The following is an 18332-nucleotide window of genomic DNA, read 5'->3' as shown; positions in this document are numbered from 1 at the left end:
CTTTTTAAAACCCGGAGGATGCTTCAGAAACGGTGCATTCCCGCCTCCTCCGGGCCCGGACGTCCCCGCTAGAGCAGCTTCAGTTTCCTCGGCAGTTCGAGCCCCTGCAGGCCTGCCCTGGCCAGGGCCTCCTCGCCGGACATGACGCAGACCAGCCCCGAGGCCGCGGCCTCGCGCAGGAGCGTGCCGAAGGAGCGCAGATGGCCTTCCTCCGTGGCCAGCACCTCGTCGCGGATGCGCTGGCGCGTCTGCGTGGTCACTCCGGCCATGTGCTGGGTCATGGCCGTGAAGCCCTTGGCGTCGGGCAACTGGTAGGGGTCCAGGTCGCCGGAGGTGCCGATGATGGCCTTGAGCAGCTCGCCCCGGTCCAGGCCGACGTGCTCCAGGAACTTCCCGCAGCCGTCGAAGGCCGCCAGGGTGGAGGCGATGTTGGGGTCGCGGTAGGAGCCGAAGCTCATGAGGCCCGTCAGGCGGCCGTAGCTGCAGAAGCCGCCGTAGGCCCCGCCCAGGACGCGCACCTGCTCCCAGAGCCAGGTCGTGCGCAGGTATTTCGAGGCCACGAGGCTCGAGCCGTGGAACGCGTAGCCTGCCGCGTGCAGGTCGCAGACCTTGCCGACGTAGTTGACCTGGGCCGGGATGATCAGGGCCTCGTGCTCCGCTGCGGCCGGGCCGGGCCAGACCGCCCGCTCGGCAACGCCGCCGGGCAGGCCGGCCGTGAATTCTCGGAAGCGCTCGCCGTGTCCGGCGAGCATGGTCTCGTCCATGGTCAGGTTGACCACGGCGCCGCCGCGCCGCACCACGGCCCGGCGCAGGGTCTCCAGGTCGTCCAGGACGCCGTTCCAGTCGCCGTCGATCCTGCCGGCCAGTTCCCGCAGGAAAAAAAGGCTCTCGATGCCGCCCATGCGCTCCTGCAGGCTGTCGGCCAGGTTGAAGCGCGACCGCAGCCGCAGGCCCACGAAATGATGCCCCGAGGGCACCAGGGCGTGCTCCAGTCCCGCCTTCTCCTCCAGGACCATCTGCCGGAAACGCTCCCGGTCGTCGAAACGGGGCCGGGTCAGGGCGTCGCCCACGATGCCGAGCATGTCCCCAACCCTCGCGCCCACGGCCTTGGCGCGCACCACGAGCCGGGCCACGGGGTCGGGCCCGCCCTCGCGCTGGGTCAGGAGGGTGCGGGCGTAGACCCCGCCGGTCTTGCTGTTGATCCGCTTGGAGAAGGACACGTAGTCTTCGAGGTCCGTGCCCATCTCCGTCAGGGCGCGGCCGAAGAGGGGCACCAGGGGGATGAGCCGCTCGGGCACGGCGCCCAGGTCCAGGGCCAGGTCCAGGTAGCAGATGTCGTTGGTCGGCAGGTCGTGCAGCAGGGCCGTGGCCCCGTCCCAGTCGCGGGCCTCGGTGGGCACGACGCGCACCTCGGGGTCGATGTCCTCGCGCGACAGGCACGGCAGGGTCGCCAGGGCCTCGGGGGAATCCGGGGTCTCCTGCATGCGCCGCAGCTGTTCCGTGCGGCCCACGAGCTCCTCGTCGTTCAGGTCGGCGCGGGCTTCGCGCAGGGCGCGGATGAGCGCCTGCTCCTCGTCGTCGACGCGGGCTGCGTAGCCCTCCTCGGGTTCCAGGACGACCACCGTGTGGTGCGGATTTTCAAGGATATGGCGGCGGATGAGTTCCTCGAAGACCTTCTCGCCCCGGGCCAGGCGGTCCTTGAGGGCGGCCAGGGGCTTCTCGAAGGCCACCAGCTCCAGGGGGTCCAGGTCGTAGAGCCAGGAGCCCAGGGCCCGCAGCATGACGATGAGGCCGCGCGGGTAGGAGCCGGTGTTGTTCTCGCGCAGGTCGAACTCGGCGGAGTTGAGGCCGGCCTCGATGAGGTCCGCCTCGAACCCGTTGGCCACGATGTCCTCGAGGGTTTTGAGGATGAGGGCCTTCACGGCCTCGAAATTCTCGGGCAGCACGCCCTTCATGCCCACGGAATAGTACATCTGGGCCATCTCGTGCTCGACGCCCGCACCCGTCAGGTCCTCGCCCAGGCCCGACTCGATGAGGGCCTTGCGCAGGGGCGAGGCGTTCATGCCCGTCAGCAGGCCGTCGAGAATCTTGCAGGCCAGGACCGTCTCGGGGTCCTCCTTGCCGGGCAGGAGCCAGTTCATGGTCAGCATGCCCAGGGCCTCGTCCTCCTCGCCCATGGCCTCGAAGCCCTGGCGCACCTCGCGCGGGCCGTCGAAGGCGGGCTGCAGGCCGACGGACGAATCCACCTCCAGGGCCTCGAAGCGGTCCAGGTACTCGCGCAGCAGCTCGAGCCGCGCCTCGGGGTGGTCGTCGCCGTAGAAGAAGATCCAGGCGTTGGAAGGGTGGTAGTAGGTGCGGTGGAACTGCGCGAACTGCTCGTACGTCAGGTCCGTGATGGCACGCGGGTGGCCGCCCGAGTCCAGGCCGTAGGTCGTGTCCGGGAAGAGGGACTGCTGGGACTGCTCGGCCAGCTGCGAGTCGGGCGAGGAGTAGACGCCCTTCATCTCGTTGTAGACCACGCCCTTGACGGCCAGTTCCGCGTCCGCGGCCGGCAGGTCCAGGTGCCAGCCCTCCTGCTCGAAGATCTCGGGGGTGATGCGCGGGAAGAAGACGGCGTCGAGGTACACGTCCGTCAGGTTGTAGAAATCCTTCAGGTTCTGGCTGGCCACGGGGTAGCACGTCTTGTCCGGGTAGGTCATGGCGTTCAGGAAGGTCTGCAGGGAGCCTTTGAGGAGGTCCACGAAGGGCTCCTTGACCGGGTACTTGCGCGACCCGCACAGGACCGAGTGCTCCAGGATGTGGGCCACACCCGTGGAGTCGGCCGGGGGCGTGCGGAAGGTGATGCCGAAGACCTTGTTCTCGTCGTCGTTTCTGACCGAGAGGATGCGCGCACCGGTTCTGTCGTGGACGTAGAGGTCGGCCTGGGAGGCTATCTCCGGGACATGCGTGGAGGAAACGAGGGTGAAACCGGTGGGCATGGGGGCTCCTTCATGGTGATTCGCTTATTGTGCGCAGTTGCTGTCATACACGGCCAAACCGCTTTGCAGACACGAAGGCTTTCTGTAAAGAGCGAAGCGGCAAAGTCAACCTGAACGCGAGGAAAAATCCATGGCGAAGATACTGGTCACCGGCGGAGCCGGGTATATCGGGTCCCACACCACCCTGGCCCTGCTGGAGGCCGGCTGCGAGGTCGTGGTCTACGACAACCTGTCCACGGGCCGGGCCGAGGCCGTCCTGCCCCCGGCGCGCCTCGTGGTCGGCGACTTGGCCGACACGGAACGGCTGGACGCGCTCATGGCCGAGGAAGGCTTTTCGGCCGTGCTGCACTTCGCCGGCTCCATCGTCGTGCCCGAGTCCGTGGAGAACCCGCTCAAATATTACATGAACAATACCAACAACACGACGGAGCTCATCCGCCTGGCCGTCAAGAACGCCATCCCCCGCTTCGTCTTCTCTTCCACCGCCGCGGTCTACGGCATGCCCGACACGCCGGCCGTGACCGAGGACAGCCCGACGAAGCCCATCAACCCCTACGGCCGCACCAAGCTCATGAGCGAGTGGGTCATCCAGGATACCGCCGCCGCGCACCCCGGCTTCACCTACGTCATCCTGCGCTACTTCAACGTGGCCGGGGCCGACCCGGCGGGGCGCATCGGCCAGTGCACGCCCAACGCCACGCACCTGATCAAGGTCGCCTCCCAGGCCGCCCTGGGGCGGCGCGAGGCCCTGCACATCTTCGGCACGGACTACGACACGCCCGACGGCACGTGCATCCGCGACTACATCCACGTGGCCGACCTGGCCGCGGCCCACGTCCTTGCCCTGCGGCACCTGGAGGCGGCCAATCCGTCCGGGATCTTCAACTGCGGCTACGGCCACGGCTACTCCGTGCGCGAGATCGTCGAGTCCGTGAAACGGGTCAGCGACGTCGACTTCCCCGTCGTGGAGAGCGGACGGCGCGCCGGCGACCCCCCGGCACTCATCTCCGACCCGTCGCGCATCCGGGCGACCATGGCCTGGGTCCCGCGGCACGACGACATAGACGCCATCGCACTCTCGGCCTACGCCTGGGAAAAGGGCTTGTAAGACGCTGCAAACTTGACTTCGGGTGCGGGATATTCCACTGTTCTCCACTTCATTACTTGACGAACCGGCGCCGTCCGTCCCGCGGACGGACGGCGCAGAGCATAACCTTTCAGGAGCGCCGCCCCATGAGCGATTACAAGAAAACCCTCAATCTCCCCTCCACCACTTTCCCCATGAAGGCCAGCCTGACCCAGAACGAGCCCAAGGTGCTCGAAGGCTGGTACGCCAGTGACGCTTACGGGGCCATGGTTTCCGCCAACGACGGCAAGGAGCCCTACGTCCTGCACGACGGGCCGCCCTACGCCAACGGCCATATCCACATCGGCCACGCCATGAACAAGATCCTGAAGGACGTCATCGTCAAGCACCGCAACATGACGGGCCGCAAGGCGCAGTACGTCCCCGGCTGGGACTGCCACGGCCTGCCCATCGAGCTCAAGGTCGAGCAGGAGCTGGGCGGCAAGGACAAGTACTCCATCCTCGAAATCCGCCAGAAGTGCCGCGAATACGCCCTCAAGTACCTCGATATCCAGCGCGAGGAGTTCAAGCGCCTCGGGGTGCTGGGCACTTGGGACAAGCCCTACCTGACCATGACGCCCCAGTACGAGGCGGCCACGGCCCGCGAACTGGCCAATTTCTACAAAAAGGGATCGGTGCAGCGCAACAAGAAGCCCATCTACTGGTGCGGCTCCTGCGAGACGGCCCTGGCCGAGGCCGAGGTCGAGTACGACGACCACACCTCCCCGTCCATCTACGTGCGCTTTCCCCTGGAATCCGGCAGGCTGACTGAGGTCTTCCCCCAGGCCGCCGCGGGTAAGAGCTACATCGTCATCTGGACCACCACGCCCTGGACCATCCCCGACAACCTGGCCGTGGCCGTGCACCCGGACTTCGAGTACGACCTCATCGAGACGGGCGGGAATTTCTACGTCCTGGCCAAGGAACTGGCCGAAGTCTGCGCCGGGAAGTTCGGCTGGTCCGAGTGGAAGTCCCTGGCCACGGTCACGGGCGCGGCCCTCGAGGGCCTCGTCGCCCGCCATCCTTTTTACGACCGCCCCTCCCCCGTGGTCACGGCCGACTACGTGACCCTCGACGCGGGCACCGGCTGCGTGCACACCGCCCCGGGCCACGGCCGCGAGGACTACGAGACTGGTCTGCGCTGCGGCCTGGAGATCCTCTCGCCCCTGGACGACCAGGCCCGCTTCCTGCCGTCGGTGGAGTTCTTCGGCGGCAAGAACGTCTTCGAGGCCAACCCCCTGGTCATGGCCAAGCTGACCGAGGTCGGCAACCTGCTGGCCAGCGAGAAGATCCGGCACTCCTACCCGCACTGCTGGCGCTGCAAGAAGCCCGTCATCTTCCGGGCCACGACCCAGTGGTTCATCGCCATGGAGGCGAACGACCTGCGCGGCAAGACGCTCGACGCCATCGACAACGACGTGCGCTGGGTCCCGTCCTGGGGCAAGGAGCGCATCCACAGCATGATCAAGTTCCGCCCCGACTGGTGCATCTCGCGCCAGCGCATGTGGGGCGTGCCCATCATCGCCCTCCTGTGCAAGGACTGCGGCGACGCCTGGTTCGACGGCGACTGGGCCCACTCCGTCGTCGACCGTTTCGAGAGCCACCCCAGGGGCGCGGACTACTGGTTCGAGGCGCCCCTGTCCGAGGTCGTGCCCCAGGGCCTGACCTGCCCCAAGTGCGGCGGCACGCACTGGGAGAAGGAGGACGACATTCTCGACGTGTGGTTCGACTCCGGCACGAGCTTCGCCGCCGTGGTCGAGGGCCGCGAGGAGTGCTCCTTCCCGGCCGACCTGTACCTGGAGGGCACGGACCAGCACCGCGGCTGGTTCCACTCGTCGCTTCTGGCCTCCATGGGCACGCGCGGCGTGCCGCCCTACCGGGCCGTGCTGACCCACGGCTTCGTCCTCGACGGCCAAGGGCGCAAGATGTCCAAGTCCATCGGCAACGTCGTGGCCCCGCAGGAGGTCATCGCCAAGCACGGCGCCGAGGTGCTGCGCCTGTGGGTGGCCTCCGAGAACTACCAGGAGGACCTGCGCATCTCCGACGAGATCATCGGCCGCCTGGTCGACGCCTACCGCAAGATCCGCAACACCTGCCGCTTCATCATCGGCAACCTGAGCGACTTCGACCCGGCCACGGACGCCGTGGCCGCGGCCGACATGCTCTCCCTTGACCGCTACGCCCTGAACATGGTCCGCTCCCGGCACCAGGCCGTGCAGGCCGCCTACGAGAGCTTCGAGTTCCACAAGGTCTACCACAACCTGCACAACCTCTGCACCACGGACTTAAGCTCCTACTACCTCGACATCATCAAGGACCGCGCCTACGTCACCGGCGCCACGAGCCTGGAGCGCCGCTCGGCCCAGACCGCCCTGTACCACATCCTGCTCATGATCGTGAACGACATGGCGCCTATCCTCAGCTTCACGGCCGAGGAGATCTTCCAGCACCTGCCCGAGGCCATGCGCCCGGCGGGCGGTACGGTCTTCGCCATGCGCATCCCCGAAATCGAGGGGAGGCTTCTGAGCGACGAGGAGGAGGCCGTCTGGAACCTCGTCTTCGCCGTGCGCGGCGACGTGACCAAGGCCATCGAGCCCCTGCGCCAGTCCAAGGCCCTGGGCCATTCCCTCGACGCCAGCGTGACCCTCCACGCCACGGGCGAGGCCTTCGAGAGCCTCAAGTCCGTGGCCTCGGACCTGCGCGACGTGTTCATCGTCAGCCAGGCCGCCGTCACCGACGCCCCGGCCCCGGCCGACGCCGTCCAGGGCGAGGTGGCCGGCGTGTCCGTGGTCGTGGGCAAGGCCAAGGGCGAGAAATGCGCCCGCTGCTGGATCTTCGACGAAAACCTGGGCACGGACCCGGCCCACCCCCAGGCCTGCCCGCGCTGCACCAAGGTGCTGCAGGAGTACCATGCCTAAGCCCAAGCGCGTCCCCTGCCCGCCGCCGGACATGAGGCGGCGCTACCGCCTCATCGCGGCGCTGGCCGGCGTCGTCGTGGTTCTGGACCAGTTGACCAAGCTCTGGATTCAGCAGACCATCCCGGTCTGGGAAAAGGGTTTCTCGGTCATCACGGGATTCTTCGACATCGTGCACGTCCTGAACCGGGGCGCGGCCTTCGGCTTTCTGAACCGGCACGACATCGACTGGCAGCGCCCGTTCTTCGTCGCCGTCTCCATCCTGGCCGTGGGGCTCATCGCGGTGCTGGCCAGAAGCAAGGAGGACGACGGCCCGTTCTACGTGTACGGACTGGGGCTGATCCTGGGAGGGGCGCTGGGCAACCTCGTGGACCGCGTGCGGCTCGGGGTGGTCGTCGACTTCCTGGACTTCTACGTGGGAGAGTGGCACTGGCCCGCCTTCAACGTGGCCGACATGGGCATCTGCATCGGCGCGGGCGCCCTCCTCGTGTCCTTCTACCAGCAGAGGCGACGCTGTGTTTCCGACAATCCTTGAGATCCCGCCCTTCGTGCTTTTCGGCATCGAACTGGGACCCTTCGCCCTGCACACCTACGGGCTGTTCGTGGCCGCCGGCTTTCTGCTGGGCATCGGCTGGTCCATGCGCGAGGCCAGGCAGCGCGGCCTGAACCCAGAGACGGTCTCGGACCTGGGCTTCTACATCATCCTGGGCGCCATCCTGGGCGCGCGCCTGCTGTACGTCCTCATCAACCCGATGTACTTCTGGCACAACCCCCAGGAAATCTTCATGTTCTGGAAGGGCGGCCTGGTCTATTCCGGCGGGGCCATCATGGCCGCCGTCCTGGCCCTGGCCTTCCTCAAGGTCAAAAGACAGGACCCCTGGGTCTGGATGGACATCCTGGCCCCGGGCATCGGACTGGGCGAGGCCATCGGCCGCATCGGCTGCCTGGCCGCGGGCTGCTGCTACGGCGCGTCCTGCGACCTGCCCTGGGCAGTCACCTTCTACCACCCTGATTCGCTGGCGCCCCTGAACGTGCCCCTGCACCCCACCCAACTCTACCACAGCCTGGCCGGGTTGGTCTGCTTCGCCGCAATTCTGGCGGCCAAGCCCTTCGTCAGGGTTCCGGGGCAGCTCATGGGCCTCTTCCTGGTCCTGTTCGGGGCCTTCCGCTACGTGATCGAGCTCTTCCGCTCCGACTACCGCGGCGATTTCGGCCCCGTCAGCGTGACCCAGTTCATCGCCCTGTGCGCCGTGATCCTCGGCATCTACCTCATTTTCATAAGGAATCGCCATGTTCGCTGACATACCCCTCTGGGCCCTGCCGCTGCTGCTGGTGCCCATCATCCCCAACCTGTGGTCCATCATGCACCTGTACAAGAACGAGTTCCCGACGCAGCAGGAGCGGGCCGCCTGGATTGTGGCCCAGGTCATCTTGCCGGTCCTGGGCGGTGTGGGCTATATCCTCTTCGGCAGAAAACGAGCCTTGAAAAAATAACCCCCTGGTCCCGGGACACGGGATACCAGGGAAGAGCAAACAGCACTTCAGAGAGGTTTCCATGACTTCTTTCCGCGCATCCAACAAAATCATCGTGGCCGGAGCCCTGGCCGTCATGCTCGGCGCCCTTCCGGCCTGCGTCACGTCCAAGAAGGACTTCGACCGCCTGAACAGCCAAGTCTATTACCAGCAGCAGGAGCAGGCCAAGCTGCAGGAGCGCATCGCCAAGATCGAGAGCGACCTGGCCCGCTCGCAGCCGGTCCAGGCCAACAGCTGGGCCGAACTCAACTCCATGCGCAGCCAGCTCGCCTCCCTCACCGGCCAGATGGAGGACTACCGCCGCACCCAGGAAATGCAGGGCGGCGTGACCGTGGAAACCCTGAACGCCAAGGTCCAGGAACTCGAGCGCCGGAACATGTTCATGGCCTCGCAGCTGGGCGTCGTCTTCGACGAGATGCCGAAAACCGAAGCCGCCCCCGCCGTACCGGGCATGGTGCCGCAGATGCCTGCCGGACAGGCTCCTGCCGCCCAGCCCCCCATCGCCCCGACGGCCCCCGGCAAGCCGGCCGTGGCCCAGCCCCAGGCGCCCCAACCGCCCCAGGCGGCGGGAGAGGAGACTGCCGCCGACGTGCCGGGCCAGGAACTGTACCAGAGGGCCCTGGAAGCCTTCTACGCCATGAAGTACAAGCAGGCCCAGACGACCTGGGCCGAATTCGTCAAGGGCTTCCCCAAGGATCCCCTCGTGCCCAACGCCATCTTCTGGCAGGGCGAATGCTTCTTCCAGCTGCAGGACTACGCCAACGCCGTCCTGACCTACCAGAAGGTCATCGAGGAGCACAGCAAGTCCAACAAGTACCGGCCGGCGCTGCTCAAGCAGGGCATCTCCTTCTACAAGCTGAAGAAGGACCAGGCCGGCAAGCTGGTTCTCGAAGACCTGATCAAGAAATACCCCGATTCCGCCGAGGCCAAGCGGGCCCAGGCATACCTGAAGGAAGGCAAGTAGCCGTCAACGGCAGGACAGCACATGACCACCCACGAATACAGCCGCATCATCAGCCTGCGTTTTCCCCCGGAATCCTCGGGCCAGCCCATGATGTACAACCTGGCCAAGCTCTTCGACCTGACCTTCAACATCCTGCAGGCCAACATCAACCCGCGCCGCGAAGGGCACATGATCCTGGAGCTCTCGGGCACCACGGAGCACTACCGCCAGGGCGTGACCTACCTGCAGGAGCAGGGCATCAGGGTCACCCCCGTGGCCCACGAGATCTCGCGCAGCGAGGAGTTGTGCATGCACTGCGGCCTGTGCACGGCCCTGTGCCCGTCCAAGGCCCTGCACCTCAACCTCGAGACCAGGCAGGTCGATTTCGACCAGGAGAAGTGCACGGCCTGCAACATGTGCGTCACCGTCTGCCCCGTGCACGCCATGGTCATGGAAGTCGACACCAACGTCTGGTGACGGAGGGAACATGAGCGTCGCGGAGCGCACCTTTGCACGCATCGACACGGCCCTGAAGGGGTATCTGCGGGTCCTGCCCGACGGCAACCTGAGGCCCCTCTTCAACGCCTCGCCGGCCGCTTCCGGGCCGCAGCTCTCGGAAGCAGCCCAGGACGCCCTGCCTGACGGGCTGGTCCAGTACCTGCGGAGCATGAACGAGAAGCTCAACTCCATCCTCGCGCTCCTGACCCAGCAGTCCCTGCAGGAGGATTTCCCCGCAACCGTCCTCATCCACGACATCAGCGGCGCCGGACTGCGCTTCAGCGCGGACCGCGACTTCCGGCTGGGTCAGGCCGTGGAGGTGGTCGTCGCCCTGGGCAGCCAACCCCAGAGCCTGGCTGGCACCACCGGGGTGCTCATCCGCGAGGAGGAGCACCGGGGGCACAAGGTCTGGGCCCTGGAGTTCAGGGAGATGCGCGAATCCGAGCGCGAGAAGATCGTGCAGTTCGTGGTCGACCGGCAGCGCGAGCAACTGCGGGAAAGGCACCTCTCCCCCTCATCCTGACCGGAGGCCCGATGCACAAGGAACAGCTGAGCCAGGAACTACTGAACAGGATCACGGCCCGGGCCGAAAGCACCATCCGCGACGTCATCTCCGCGGCGCTTTCGGAGGAGATCAACCGCGCCCTGACCATGGCCCTGACCGAGGGCGAATTCTACCGCGCCATCAGCAAGGACCTGCAGGAAGGCCTGAAGTCCATCTACAAGGAAATCAACGCCGCCGCGATACACGGAACGGCGCTGCCCTTAGAGACGCCGGCGCCCGTGGCCGACGAGATGTTCTCCGAGGCTTCCACCCAGCTCGGGGCCATCCTGCAGACCACGGAAAAGGCCACCGAGAGCATCATGACCCTGGTCGAGAAGCACCTGGACCAGACGGAACGGTCCACGGCGCTCCTGGATTCCCTGGCGGCCCGGGACGCTTCGCCCGAGATCGCGGAGCTGCGCGCAGGCCAGCAGGCCCTTAGCGAGGACCTGATGGAGATCATGACCACCCTGAGCTTCCAGGACCTGACGGGCCAGCGCATCAAGCGCATCGTCGCCGCCCTGCAGCAGATCGAGAAGGTGGTCTTCGAACTCTACATGGCCACGGGCCTGTCCATGAAGGCCATGGAGGAGAACCCGGAACGCAGCGTCGAGGAGATCCGCCAGACCTCCAAGGAGCGGGCCACGGGGCTCAAAGGCCCCCAGGCCGGGGCGTCCCAGACCGACGTGGACGACCTGCTGAGCCAGCTCGGCCTGTAGCCGCCATATTTCAAACACCAGCGAGCCGGCCGCGGACATGCACCGCGGCCGGCTCTTTTCACGGAGAAGCACCATGCCCCAGATGAGCGACATCACCCTCTTCAACCTGACCAGGACCATGAGCGTCCTGGACCAACTCTACCAACAGGACCCCGACACCTACGAGGATTTCGTACGCGAGATCTGCGCCGAGTTCACCCTCGCCCGGGAATACATGATGGCCATCCAGGAGATGGCGAGCCAGGACGCGGGCCGCGACTCCATGGCCCAGGCCGACCTGACCCTGCGCCATCTGCTGGCCCTGTGGGTCCTGTCCAACGACCTGGCTGTGCCCCTGGCCGGGGCCGACCAGATGCAGTAGGCGGGAAAACGTGATGGCAGAAACATCGCGCGACGACGTGCGGCAATCCGCCGAGGACCTGTGGGCCTCGGGCTTCTACTGCGCGGAAAGCGTCCTGCTGGCCGTGACCAGGGCCGAAGGGCTCGATTCTCAGCTCCTGCCCGCCGTGGCCTCGGCCTTCTGCAGCGGCCAGGCCCGGACCTGCGGCCCGTGCGGGGCCCTGAGCGGGGCGCTCATGGCCGTAGGTGCGGTTCTGGGGCGCAGGTCGGAAAAGGACGCCATGGACGCGGTCTACGCGGCCGGCGGGCAGCTCATCGAAACGTTCGAAGGCGAGTTCGGCAGCCGCGACTGCCGGACGCTCCTCGACGGGTGCGACCTCGGGACCCCCGAGGGCCAGGCCATGTTCCGCGAGCGCGGGTTCATGGAGCGTTGCCGGAACTTCACCGGCAGGGCGGCCGAAATGGCCCGGGAAGTCATCGCCGAACACCGGCGCTGACGCTGCGGGAGCCGCCCGGGCTCTTTCAGGATTCTTCGGATTCGGCCGTCTTTCCCGCCAGGGGATGGGCCGCGTCGTAGACGCGCATGATCTGCGCCAGATCCAGGTGGGTGTAGCGCTGGGTGGTCGAGATGCGCGAGTGGCCCAGCAGCTCCTGCACGCTTCTGAGGTCCGCGCCGGCCTGCAGCATGTGCGTGGCGAAGCTGTGGCGCAGGGTGTGGGGGCTGATGGAGGACGGGACGCCGCTCAGCACCGCCATGGCCTTGACGATGCGGTCGGCCTGCTTGCGCGTCAGCCTGCCCCCCCGCTTCCCCAGAAACACGGCCTGTTCCCGCGGCGCGGGGCCGAAAGCCCCCCTCTGCTCTAGATAGCGCCGCAGCCGCTCCACGGCCGGGCCCGTCAGGGGCACGACCCGCTCCTTCCTGCCCTTGCCCAGCACCCGCAGCAGCCGCTGATCCAGATCTACATCCCCGAAATCGAGCCCCAGGGCTTCGCTTACGCGCAGCCCCGAACCGTACAGGACCTCAAGCAGAGCCAGGTCGCGCAGGCCTTCGGGGTCCGGCGCGACGTCCGTCTCGACCAGATGGACGGCCTGATCGACGTTCAGGACCTTGGGGTGGAGCTTGGGCAGCTTCGGGTTGGACAGGGACGCGCACGGGTCGTCGGCCACGAGCTTGCGCTGACGCAAAAAGCGGTAGAAGGCGCGCAGGGCCGAGAGCTTGCGGCAGACGCTCGACTTGGCCAGGCTCCTGCGGTGCAGGTCCGCGAGAAAGGCCGTGACGTCGTTCTTGGTCACGGCCGCCGGGTCGTGCAGGCCTTTGTCCCTCCGCTGCAGAAAGACGTGCACGCCTTCCAAGTCCGTGCCGTAGGCCGCCACGGTGGCCGGCGAGTAGCCGCGCTGGGCGTCGAGGTACAGCAGGAACAGCGCGACGGGGTCAGGAGCCGGACCGCTTGTCCATGACATAGCAGCTCCCCGGGTTTTTCTTGGCTTCCTTCTTCAGGTTCATGGCGATCTGGGACGCCTCGCCGAAGTGCTTGAGGCGACCGCCGCGGTTGAAGACCACGGCGATGGAGATGGCCATGATGGGGAAGACCTGCTCGTTGCCCCGCCGGTCCAGGGAATGGATGGCCCCGCGGGCGCGGTCCTCCTGGTCGTAGAAGTGGGGCACGATGGAGTCGAAGTTGTCGATGACCTGCCGGCAGGCGCTCTCGGCCTTGTCCGGCGGGACGATGAAGACGAAGTCGTCGCCGCCCACGTGCCCGACGAAGGTGCTTGCGCCCATGAAGCCACGGATGGAGTTGACGATGACCCGGGCCGTCATCAGCAGCACCTCGTCCCCTCGCGAGAAGCCGTACTTGTCGTTGAAGGACTTGAAGTGGTCCAGGTCTATGTAGGCCAGGGCGAAGTCCTCCTGCCGGTCGATGAGGTCCTGGATCTTGTGGATGATGGACGTGTTGCCCGGCAGCTTGGTCAGGGGGCTGGCGTCGAGCTCGCGGGTGGAGCGGTGGTAGGCCAGGACGAGGCGGGCCTTGGCCGTGGCCGGGGAAAGGGGCTTGATCAGGAAGTCGTCGATCTCGAGGGTGCTGAAATCCAGGGTTTCGGCCACGTCCTCGCCCGCCAGGCAGAGGACCACGGGCAGCTGGCGGTACACGTTCTCGCCCTTGATGAGCCGGACCAGATCGGCCCCGGCCAGGTCGGGCAGCCTCTCGTCCACGACCAGCAGGTCCGGGGGTTCCGAAAAGAGAAACTCCAGGGCCGACGTTCCCCGGCCGAAGCAGGTCCACTTGACCTCGTCCTCGGGCCACAGCGCCCGCAGGCCCCCTTCGAGCTTGGGGTCGGCCGTGACCAGGAAGAAATGCTTGCCGTCCTTCATGCCCGCCGTCCTAGATCAGGTCCATGAAATCGCGCTCCAGATCGTCCATGATCCGGTACAGCACCTCGGGGGTGATCTCCAGGGCCTCCAGCACCCCCTCGTCCAGGACGCTGACCTGATCGTCGCCGCCGCTGCCCACGCCGTAGAGCCGGGCCAGGAAGTCGGCCACATGCACGACCTGCGCCACCTTCGGATAGAGGGAGGCCGACATGGGCCGATGGTGGTAGGACAACCCTTCCTTCAGGTTGGGCGGAAGATTCCAGTAGGTGCAGAGCCAGAGGTTGATGCGGTCGTGGGCGAAGCCCAGGACCTCGGCCTCGGCCTTGCGGTACGACAGGTCCTTCTCGCGGACCAGGGCGTCGATGGCCGCGCGGCTTTCGGGCAGCTGTACGGCGGCCACGACCTTGCCGATGTCGTGCAGCAGGCCGGCCACGGCGTACTCCTCCGGGTCCTTGCAGCCGATGGCCCGGGCGATGGCCGAACTGGCCAGGGCGCAGCCCAAGCTGTGCTCCCACAGGCCCTTCATGTTCTCGTTCATGACGTCGAACACGGAGGTGGAGATGATGATGCCCTTGATGACGTTGAACCCCAGGAGCACCAAGGCGTGCTGGATGGAGCCGATGCGCCCGGGGAAGCCGTAGATGGGCGAGTTGACCATCTTCAGGACCTTGGCCGAGAGGACCTGGTCCTTGGAGATGGCCTTGCTGATCTGGTCCGTGGAGGTGTTGGGGTCCTGCACGAGGACGGCGACCTCCTCCAGAACACCGGGCAGGGTGGGCAGGTCCTTGACGGCCAGGATCTCGCCCTTTTGCTTCGTGCGCAGATCTTCGTCCATCATTCACCTCCCCCTTGGGCAGCCTGGGCCGCGGCCAGGGCGCACTTGCGCGCATAGTAATCGGCAACGAGGCCTTTCACGCGCTGCATGTATTTGTCTTCCTTGAAGTTGCGGAAAAGGTGCTCCAGCCGCTCCTGCTTCTTGGCCAGGGCCTCGGCTCCGCAGCCGTCGCCCATCCCAAGGGCGTCGCCCTGCACGGCCACCTCCTCCACCCCCATGTTCCCCAGTTTCGAGATGAGGGATTCCGTCAGCTTTGTTCCGGCCGCCACGAGGACCATGCCGTTGTCGCGGGCCACGGGCTTGGCCAGGACCATGTCGGGCCTCGCCAGTTGCAGGGGTATCTTTTGCATGCGTTTCTCCGATGCCTTCATTCAGGTTGCAAGGGCATAGTACATCCCCGGCAGCTGCTTCACAAGGCCTTGCAATTCCATGAAGAGGAGCGTGGCGCTGACCTTGTCCGCAGGCCAGCCCGTGCCGCGGGTCAGGGCGTCTATGTGCTGCGGGAAGCCGCCGCGGAGCAGGCGGTGCATCACCCTGTGTTCGGGGTCGTCCGGTTCGGGCCGTTCTATCCCCGGCGCGGCGTGTTCAGAAGATAAGGAGTCGGGGGCGTCAGGCAAGGAGAGACCGCGCAGGCGCGGCTGCAGTTCCCGCAGGATGTCCTCGCCGCTCTGCACCAGGCAGGCCCCCTGCCGGATGAGCCGGTGACTGCCTTGGTAGGTCTTGAGATTGGCCGGACCGGGCAGGGCGAAGACGTCGCGGTTCTGGGCCAGGGCCAGTTCGGCCGTGATGAGGCTGCCGCTGCCGATGGCCCCCTCGACCACGAGGACGCCCAGGGAAAGGCCGCTGACGATGCGGTTGCGGTGGGGAAAATTCATGCCTTCGGGCCGCGTTCCCGGCGCGAATTCGCTGACGATGAGGCCCTCGGCGGCGACGCGGTCCCAGAGGTCGCGGTTGGACGCGGGGTAGACCAGGTCCAGGCCCGTGCCCAGGACGGCGACGGTCCCGCCCACGCCGCCGAGGGCGCCGATGTGGGCGGCGCGGTCGATGCCGTGGGCGAAGCCCGAAACCACGCAGACCCCGGCGCGGCTCAGGGAGGCGGCCATGGTCTCGGCCATGCCCAGGCCGTAGCGGGAGGCCGCGCGGGAGCCGACCACGGCCACGCAGGGCCGCGCCAGCAGGCTCAGGTCGCCGAGATGGTACAGGAAAAGCGGAGGGTCGGGAATCTCGCGCAGCAAGTCGGGCCAGGCCGGGTCGCGGTAGAACACGACGGACAGGCCGAGTTCCCGGGCCCTGCGCTCCTCGGCCAGGGCCTTCTCCCGCCAGGCGCCCCGCCCGAACTCCTCCTGCACGCGAGCCGGGGTCAGCCCTCGCCCGGCCCAGGACGCCCACTGCTCGGCAGCAGCCGCCGCGCCGCCGAAGGCGTCCAGCAGGCGCTTCCAGGTCCGCGGCCCCAGGCCGCGGGTGTGGCGCAGGGCCAGGCTGGCGGCGAACTCATCCACGGGCCGCCACCATGGTGCCGCCGTCGCTTCTGCCCTGCAGCCTGCCCCTCGCCTGCCGCCCCAGCCGGGATGCGCCGGAATCGGGATAGCGCGCGTCGAGCTGGTCCAGATACGCCCTGGCCGCGTCGCGGCGTCCCTGGCGCATGGCCGCGTAGGCCATCTTCAGCAGCGCGTCCGGGCTCTTGGCGTGGCGGGGATGTTCCTGCAGAACGCGGGCGAAGGCCTGCGCGGCCAGATCGTAGCGGCCCTGGTCGTACCACGTCTCGCCCGTCCAGTAGAGGGCGTTGGGCGCCAGGGCATGGCCTGGGAAAGCCAGCAGGAAGGCGGCGAAACGCTGCCTGGCCTCCGTGTGCCGACCGGCTTCGTAGGCCTTGAGCGCCTGGGCGTACACGCTCTCGGGACCGGCCTTGGCGGCCGCCTTCGGTGGCGTGCCCCCTTCGGCTCGGGACGCCGGCATCGCAGGGGACTGCGCCGGTTCCGGGCCGCGCGGGATTTCAAGACCTGCCGCAGGCACGGCTTCAGGGGCCGGCAGGGAAGCCGTTTGCCGTCGTTCGTCGGGGATCGGCCTTTCGGCAGCTTTCGTTTCGTCGGGCAGGATGGTGTGGACCAGGACGACTCCGGTGCGCGTCATGCGCAGCACGCGCGCGACGGGGCGGCGCAGGCCGACCGGTTTGGGGGCGGTGACTGCGTCCAGGGCGGCGGACATTCGCGCCGGTACGGCCCGCATGACGGCGAAAAGCCCGGCAAGGGCCTTTTCCGCAGCAATCCTGGCTGGTTGGCCCGGATGCACGTACAGGCCGGCGGCGAACGCGAGCAGGGCGCCGACAATCATTCCGGCCCCGAAGGCCAGCACTGTTTTCATGGCTTCGCCACCATTTCTCCCGTGGTTACGCCCGAGGCATAGGAGAGAACGGACCGATTTTCAAGGGAGCGCGCGCCTTGCCTCTTGCGCCCTTTTGGTGCAGATAGCCCGCATTCGGCCAAGTTGGCCATACTCTTCGACATACAGACATCACGCGCGAGGTACCCATGGCGCTTTACGTACCCCAGTGGGCGTTCGCCCTTCTCCCCCTTCTGCTCCTTCTGGCATCCCTGTTCTGGGGCGCGCCGGCCATCTCCCTGGTCAGCGAACTGATCGGCCTGGTATCCGGCAAACCCTTCCCGGCCCGCGTGGCCCGTCAGGTATCGAGGCTCGGCGTACGCGGCCACGCCCTCTTCTGGGTCATGATCCTGGCCGGCTGGGCCCTGCTCATGGGCCGCCCATTCTGGCAGTCCGAATTCGCCCTGACCAACCGGATGCTCCTGGCCGTGACCCTGGCCCTGCCCTTTTTCGGGACCCTGGCCCTGGTGGCCTACGACCTGGGCTGGAAGACGGCCAAGGAACGCCGGGCCGTGCACGTCCTGCTCGGCTGCATCGGCAACGTGGCCGTCAAATGCGGATACTGGGGCCTCGTCCTGCTGACCCTGCTGTACTTCCGGGGCCTGCCCCTGGACGACCCGACCTTTCTTCCCCCATGGGGCTCATCCTGGTGGCCCCTGGCGGCCCTGTGGCTGCCCATGGCCCTGTGCCTGACCGCCGCCGGAGGACTCGTCTACCTGCTGCTGCGCCGCAACGCCGACGACTGGGGCCGCGACTACTACCGCTTCGCCCCCCCCTTTCTCTGCAAGTGGCACATCGCCCTGGGGCTGGTCACCCTGGCGGTCACGGTCTGGATGTACCTCGGCCTGAAGGGCGTCTTCAACCTGCACCTGCCCCAGATCTTCTACGCCGGAGAGGCTTCGGCGGCCTGCCTGGTCCTGGCCATGGCCCTGTCCCTCCTGGTCTGCGTCAGCGAGAACCCCATGCGCCTCAAGGGCAGCATGCTCGTCATCGCGCTGGCCACCATGCTCCACGCGGGCCTGCTGGCCGTCGCCATCATCGAGACCCTGAACCGCTACGTCCCCGGCTGGGACGTGCCGACCTTCATGCCCAGGGTCCTGCACCTGGTCATGTAGCCGGAAAGAAAAGCGAACCTGCGCCGCACGGAAAGCA

19 protein-coding genes are annotated in these 18332 nt (G+C 67.1%); 12 read left to right on the top strand and 7 right to left on the bottom strand.

Annotated elements, in window-relative coordinates:
* Positions 1-68 precede the first annotated feature (68 nt).
* Positions 69-2978 carry an insulinase family protein gene (locus ACZ5AC_RS02090; RefSeq protein WP_464249312.1) on the bottom strand — a complete coding sequence of 970 codons (2910 nt, stop codon included), beginning with the start codon at positions 2976-2978 and terminating at the stop codon, positions 69-71.
* Between the two features lie 130 nt (positions 2979-3108).
* On the opposite strand from ACZ5AC_RS02090, the gene galE reads away from it, so the two are divergent.
* From galE to ACZ5AC_RS02035, 11 genes are all read left to right on the top strand, one after another.
* Positions 3109-4086 carry a UDP-glucose 4-epimerase GalE gene (gene galE, locus ACZ5AC_RS02085; protein ID WP_464249311.1) on the top strand — a complete coding sequence of 326 codons (978 nt, stop codon included), beginning with the start codon at positions 3109-3111 and terminating at the stop codon, positions 4084-4086.
* 125 nt (positions 4087-4211) lie between these two features.
* Positions 4212-7022 carry an isoleucine--tRNA ligase gene (gene ileS / locus ACZ5AC_RS02080; protein WP_464249310.1) on the top strand — a complete coding sequence of 937 codons (2811 nt, stop codon included), beginning with the start codon at positions 4212-4214 and terminating at the stop codon, positions 7020-7022.
* Positions 7015-7554 (top strand): signal peptidase II, encoded by a 540-nt coding sequence (gene lspA, locus ACZ5AC_RS02075; protein ID WP_464249309.1) that lies wholly within the window; start codon positions 7015-7017, stop codon positions 7552-7554. The genes ileS and lspA overlap by 8 nt, the downstream gene beginning before the upstream one ends.
* Positions 7535-8320, top strand: a complete 786-nt coding sequence (gene lgt, locus ACZ5AC_RS02070; protein WP_464249308.1) for a prolipoprotein diacylglyceryl transferase — start codon at positions 7535-7537, stop codon at positions 8318-8320. The genes lspA and lgt overlap by 20 nt, the downstream gene beginning before the upstream one ends.
* A complete protein-coding gene (locus tag ACZ5AC_RS02065; RefSeq protein WP_464249307.1) occupies positions 8310-8513 on the top strand; it encodes a PLDc N-terminal domain-containing protein in 204 nt (67 codons plus the stop codon). The genes lgt and ACZ5AC_RS02065 overlap by 11 nt, the downstream gene beginning before the upstream one ends.
* 61 nt (positions 8514-8574) lie before the next feature.
* Complete coding sequence (gene ybgF, locus ACZ5AC_RS02060) at positions 8575-9516, top strand: tol-pal system protein YbgF (protein WP_464249306.1); 942 nt, start codon at positions 8575-8577, stop codon at positions 9514-9516.
* Between the two features lie 21 nt (positions 9517-9537).
* Positions 9538-9972, top strand: a complete 435-nt coding sequence (locus tag ACZ5AC_RS02055; RefSeq protein WP_464249305.1) for an NIL domain-containing protein — start codon at positions 9538-9540, stop codon at positions 9970-9972.
* A 10-nt stretch (positions 9973-9982) separates the two neighbouring features.
* Positions 9983-10516 carry a PilZ domain-containing protein gene (locus ACZ5AC_RS02050; protein ID WP_464249304.1) on the top strand — a complete coding sequence of 178 codons (534 nt, stop codon included), beginning with the start codon at positions 9983-9985 and terminating at the stop codon, positions 10514-10516.
* 11 nt (positions 10517-10527) lie between these two features.
* Positions 10528-11256, top strand: coding sequence for a protein phosphatase CheZ (locus ACZ5AC_RS02045; RefSeq protein ID WP_464249303.1), 729 nt, complete (start codon positions 10528-10530; stop codon positions 11254-11256).
* Between the two features lie 73 nt (positions 11257-11329).
* Positions 11330-11617, top strand: coding sequence for a hypothetical protein (locus ACZ5AC_RS02040; protein WP_464249302.1), 288 nt, complete (start codon positions 11330-11332; stop codon positions 11615-11617).
* Between the two features lie 13 nt (positions 11618-11630).
* Positions 11631-12092, top strand: coding sequence for a C-GCAxxG-C-C family protein (locus ACZ5AC_RS02035; RefSeq protein ID WP_464249301.1), 462 nt, complete (start codon positions 11631-11633; stop codon positions 12090-12092).
* Positions 12093-12117: 25 nt separating this feature from the next.
* Here ACZ5AC_RS02035 and ACZ5AC_RS02030 read toward each other — a convergent pair whose 3' ends face one another.
* Genes ACZ5AC_RS02030 through ybgF (ACZ5AC_RS02005) form a run of 6 tightly spaced genes read right to left on the bottom strand, consistent with a single transcriptional unit; the run spans position 12118 to position 17162 of the window.
* Positions 12118-13056 carry a tyrosine recombinase XerC gene (locus tag ACZ5AC_RS02030; RefSeq protein WP_464249300.1) on the bottom strand — a complete coding sequence of 313 codons (939 nt, stop codon included), beginning with the start codon at positions 13054-13056 and terminating at the stop codon, positions 12118-12120.
* On the bottom strand, positions 13028-13966 hold the full coding sequence (locus tag ACZ5AC_RS02025; RefSeq protein WP_464249299.1) for a GGDEF domain-containing response regulator: 939 nt from the start codon (positions 13964-13966) through the stop codon (positions 13028-13030). Before ACZ5AC_RS02025 ends, ACZ5AC_RS02030 begins: the two co-directional genes overlap by 29 nt.
* Positions 13967-13976: 10 nt before the next feature.
* Complete coding sequence (locus ACZ5AC_RS02020) at positions 13977-14801, bottom strand: HDOD domain-containing protein (protein WP_464249298.1); 825 nt, start codon at positions 14799-14801, stop codon at positions 13977-13979.
* The gene (locus tag ACZ5AC_RS02015) at positions 14801-15151 is read right to left on the bottom strand and encodes a hypothetical protein (protein WP_464249297.1); all 351 of its coding nucleotides are present in this window, start codon (positions 15149-15151) and stop codon (positions 14801-14803) included. The genes ACZ5AC_RS02020 and ACZ5AC_RS02015 overlap by 1 nt, the downstream gene beginning before the upstream one ends.
* 21 nt (positions 15152-15172) lie before the next feature.
* Positions 15173-16300: a DNA-processing protein DprA gene (dprA, locus tag ACZ5AC_RS02010; RefSeq protein WP_464249296.1), complete on the bottom strand. Its 1128-nt coding sequence runs from the start codon at positions 16298-16300 to the stop codon at positions 15173-15175.
* Positions 16293-17162, bottom strand: a complete 870-nt coding sequence (gene ybgF, locus ACZ5AC_RS02005; protein WP_464249295.1) for a tol-pal system protein YbgF — start codon at positions 17160-17162, stop codon at positions 16293-16295. Before ybgF (ACZ5AC_RS02005) ends, dprA begins: the two co-directional genes overlap by 8 nt.
* Before the next feature lie 167 nt (positions 17163-17329).
* On the opposite strand from ybgF (ACZ5AC_RS02005), the gene ACZ5AC_RS02000 reads away from it, so the two are divergent.
* Positions 17330-18295, top strand: coding sequence for a hypothetical protein (locus ACZ5AC_RS02000; RefSeq protein ID WP_464249294.1), 966 nt, complete (start codon positions 17330-17332; stop codon positions 18293-18295).
* Positions 18296-18332 lie beyond the last annotated feature (37 nt).

It is taken from the genome of Desulfomicrobium aestuarii, assembly GCF_055385525.1.
The sequence above is the reverse complement of the archived record's forward strand: the minus strand, read 5'-3'. Positions and strand labels throughout refer to the sequence as shown.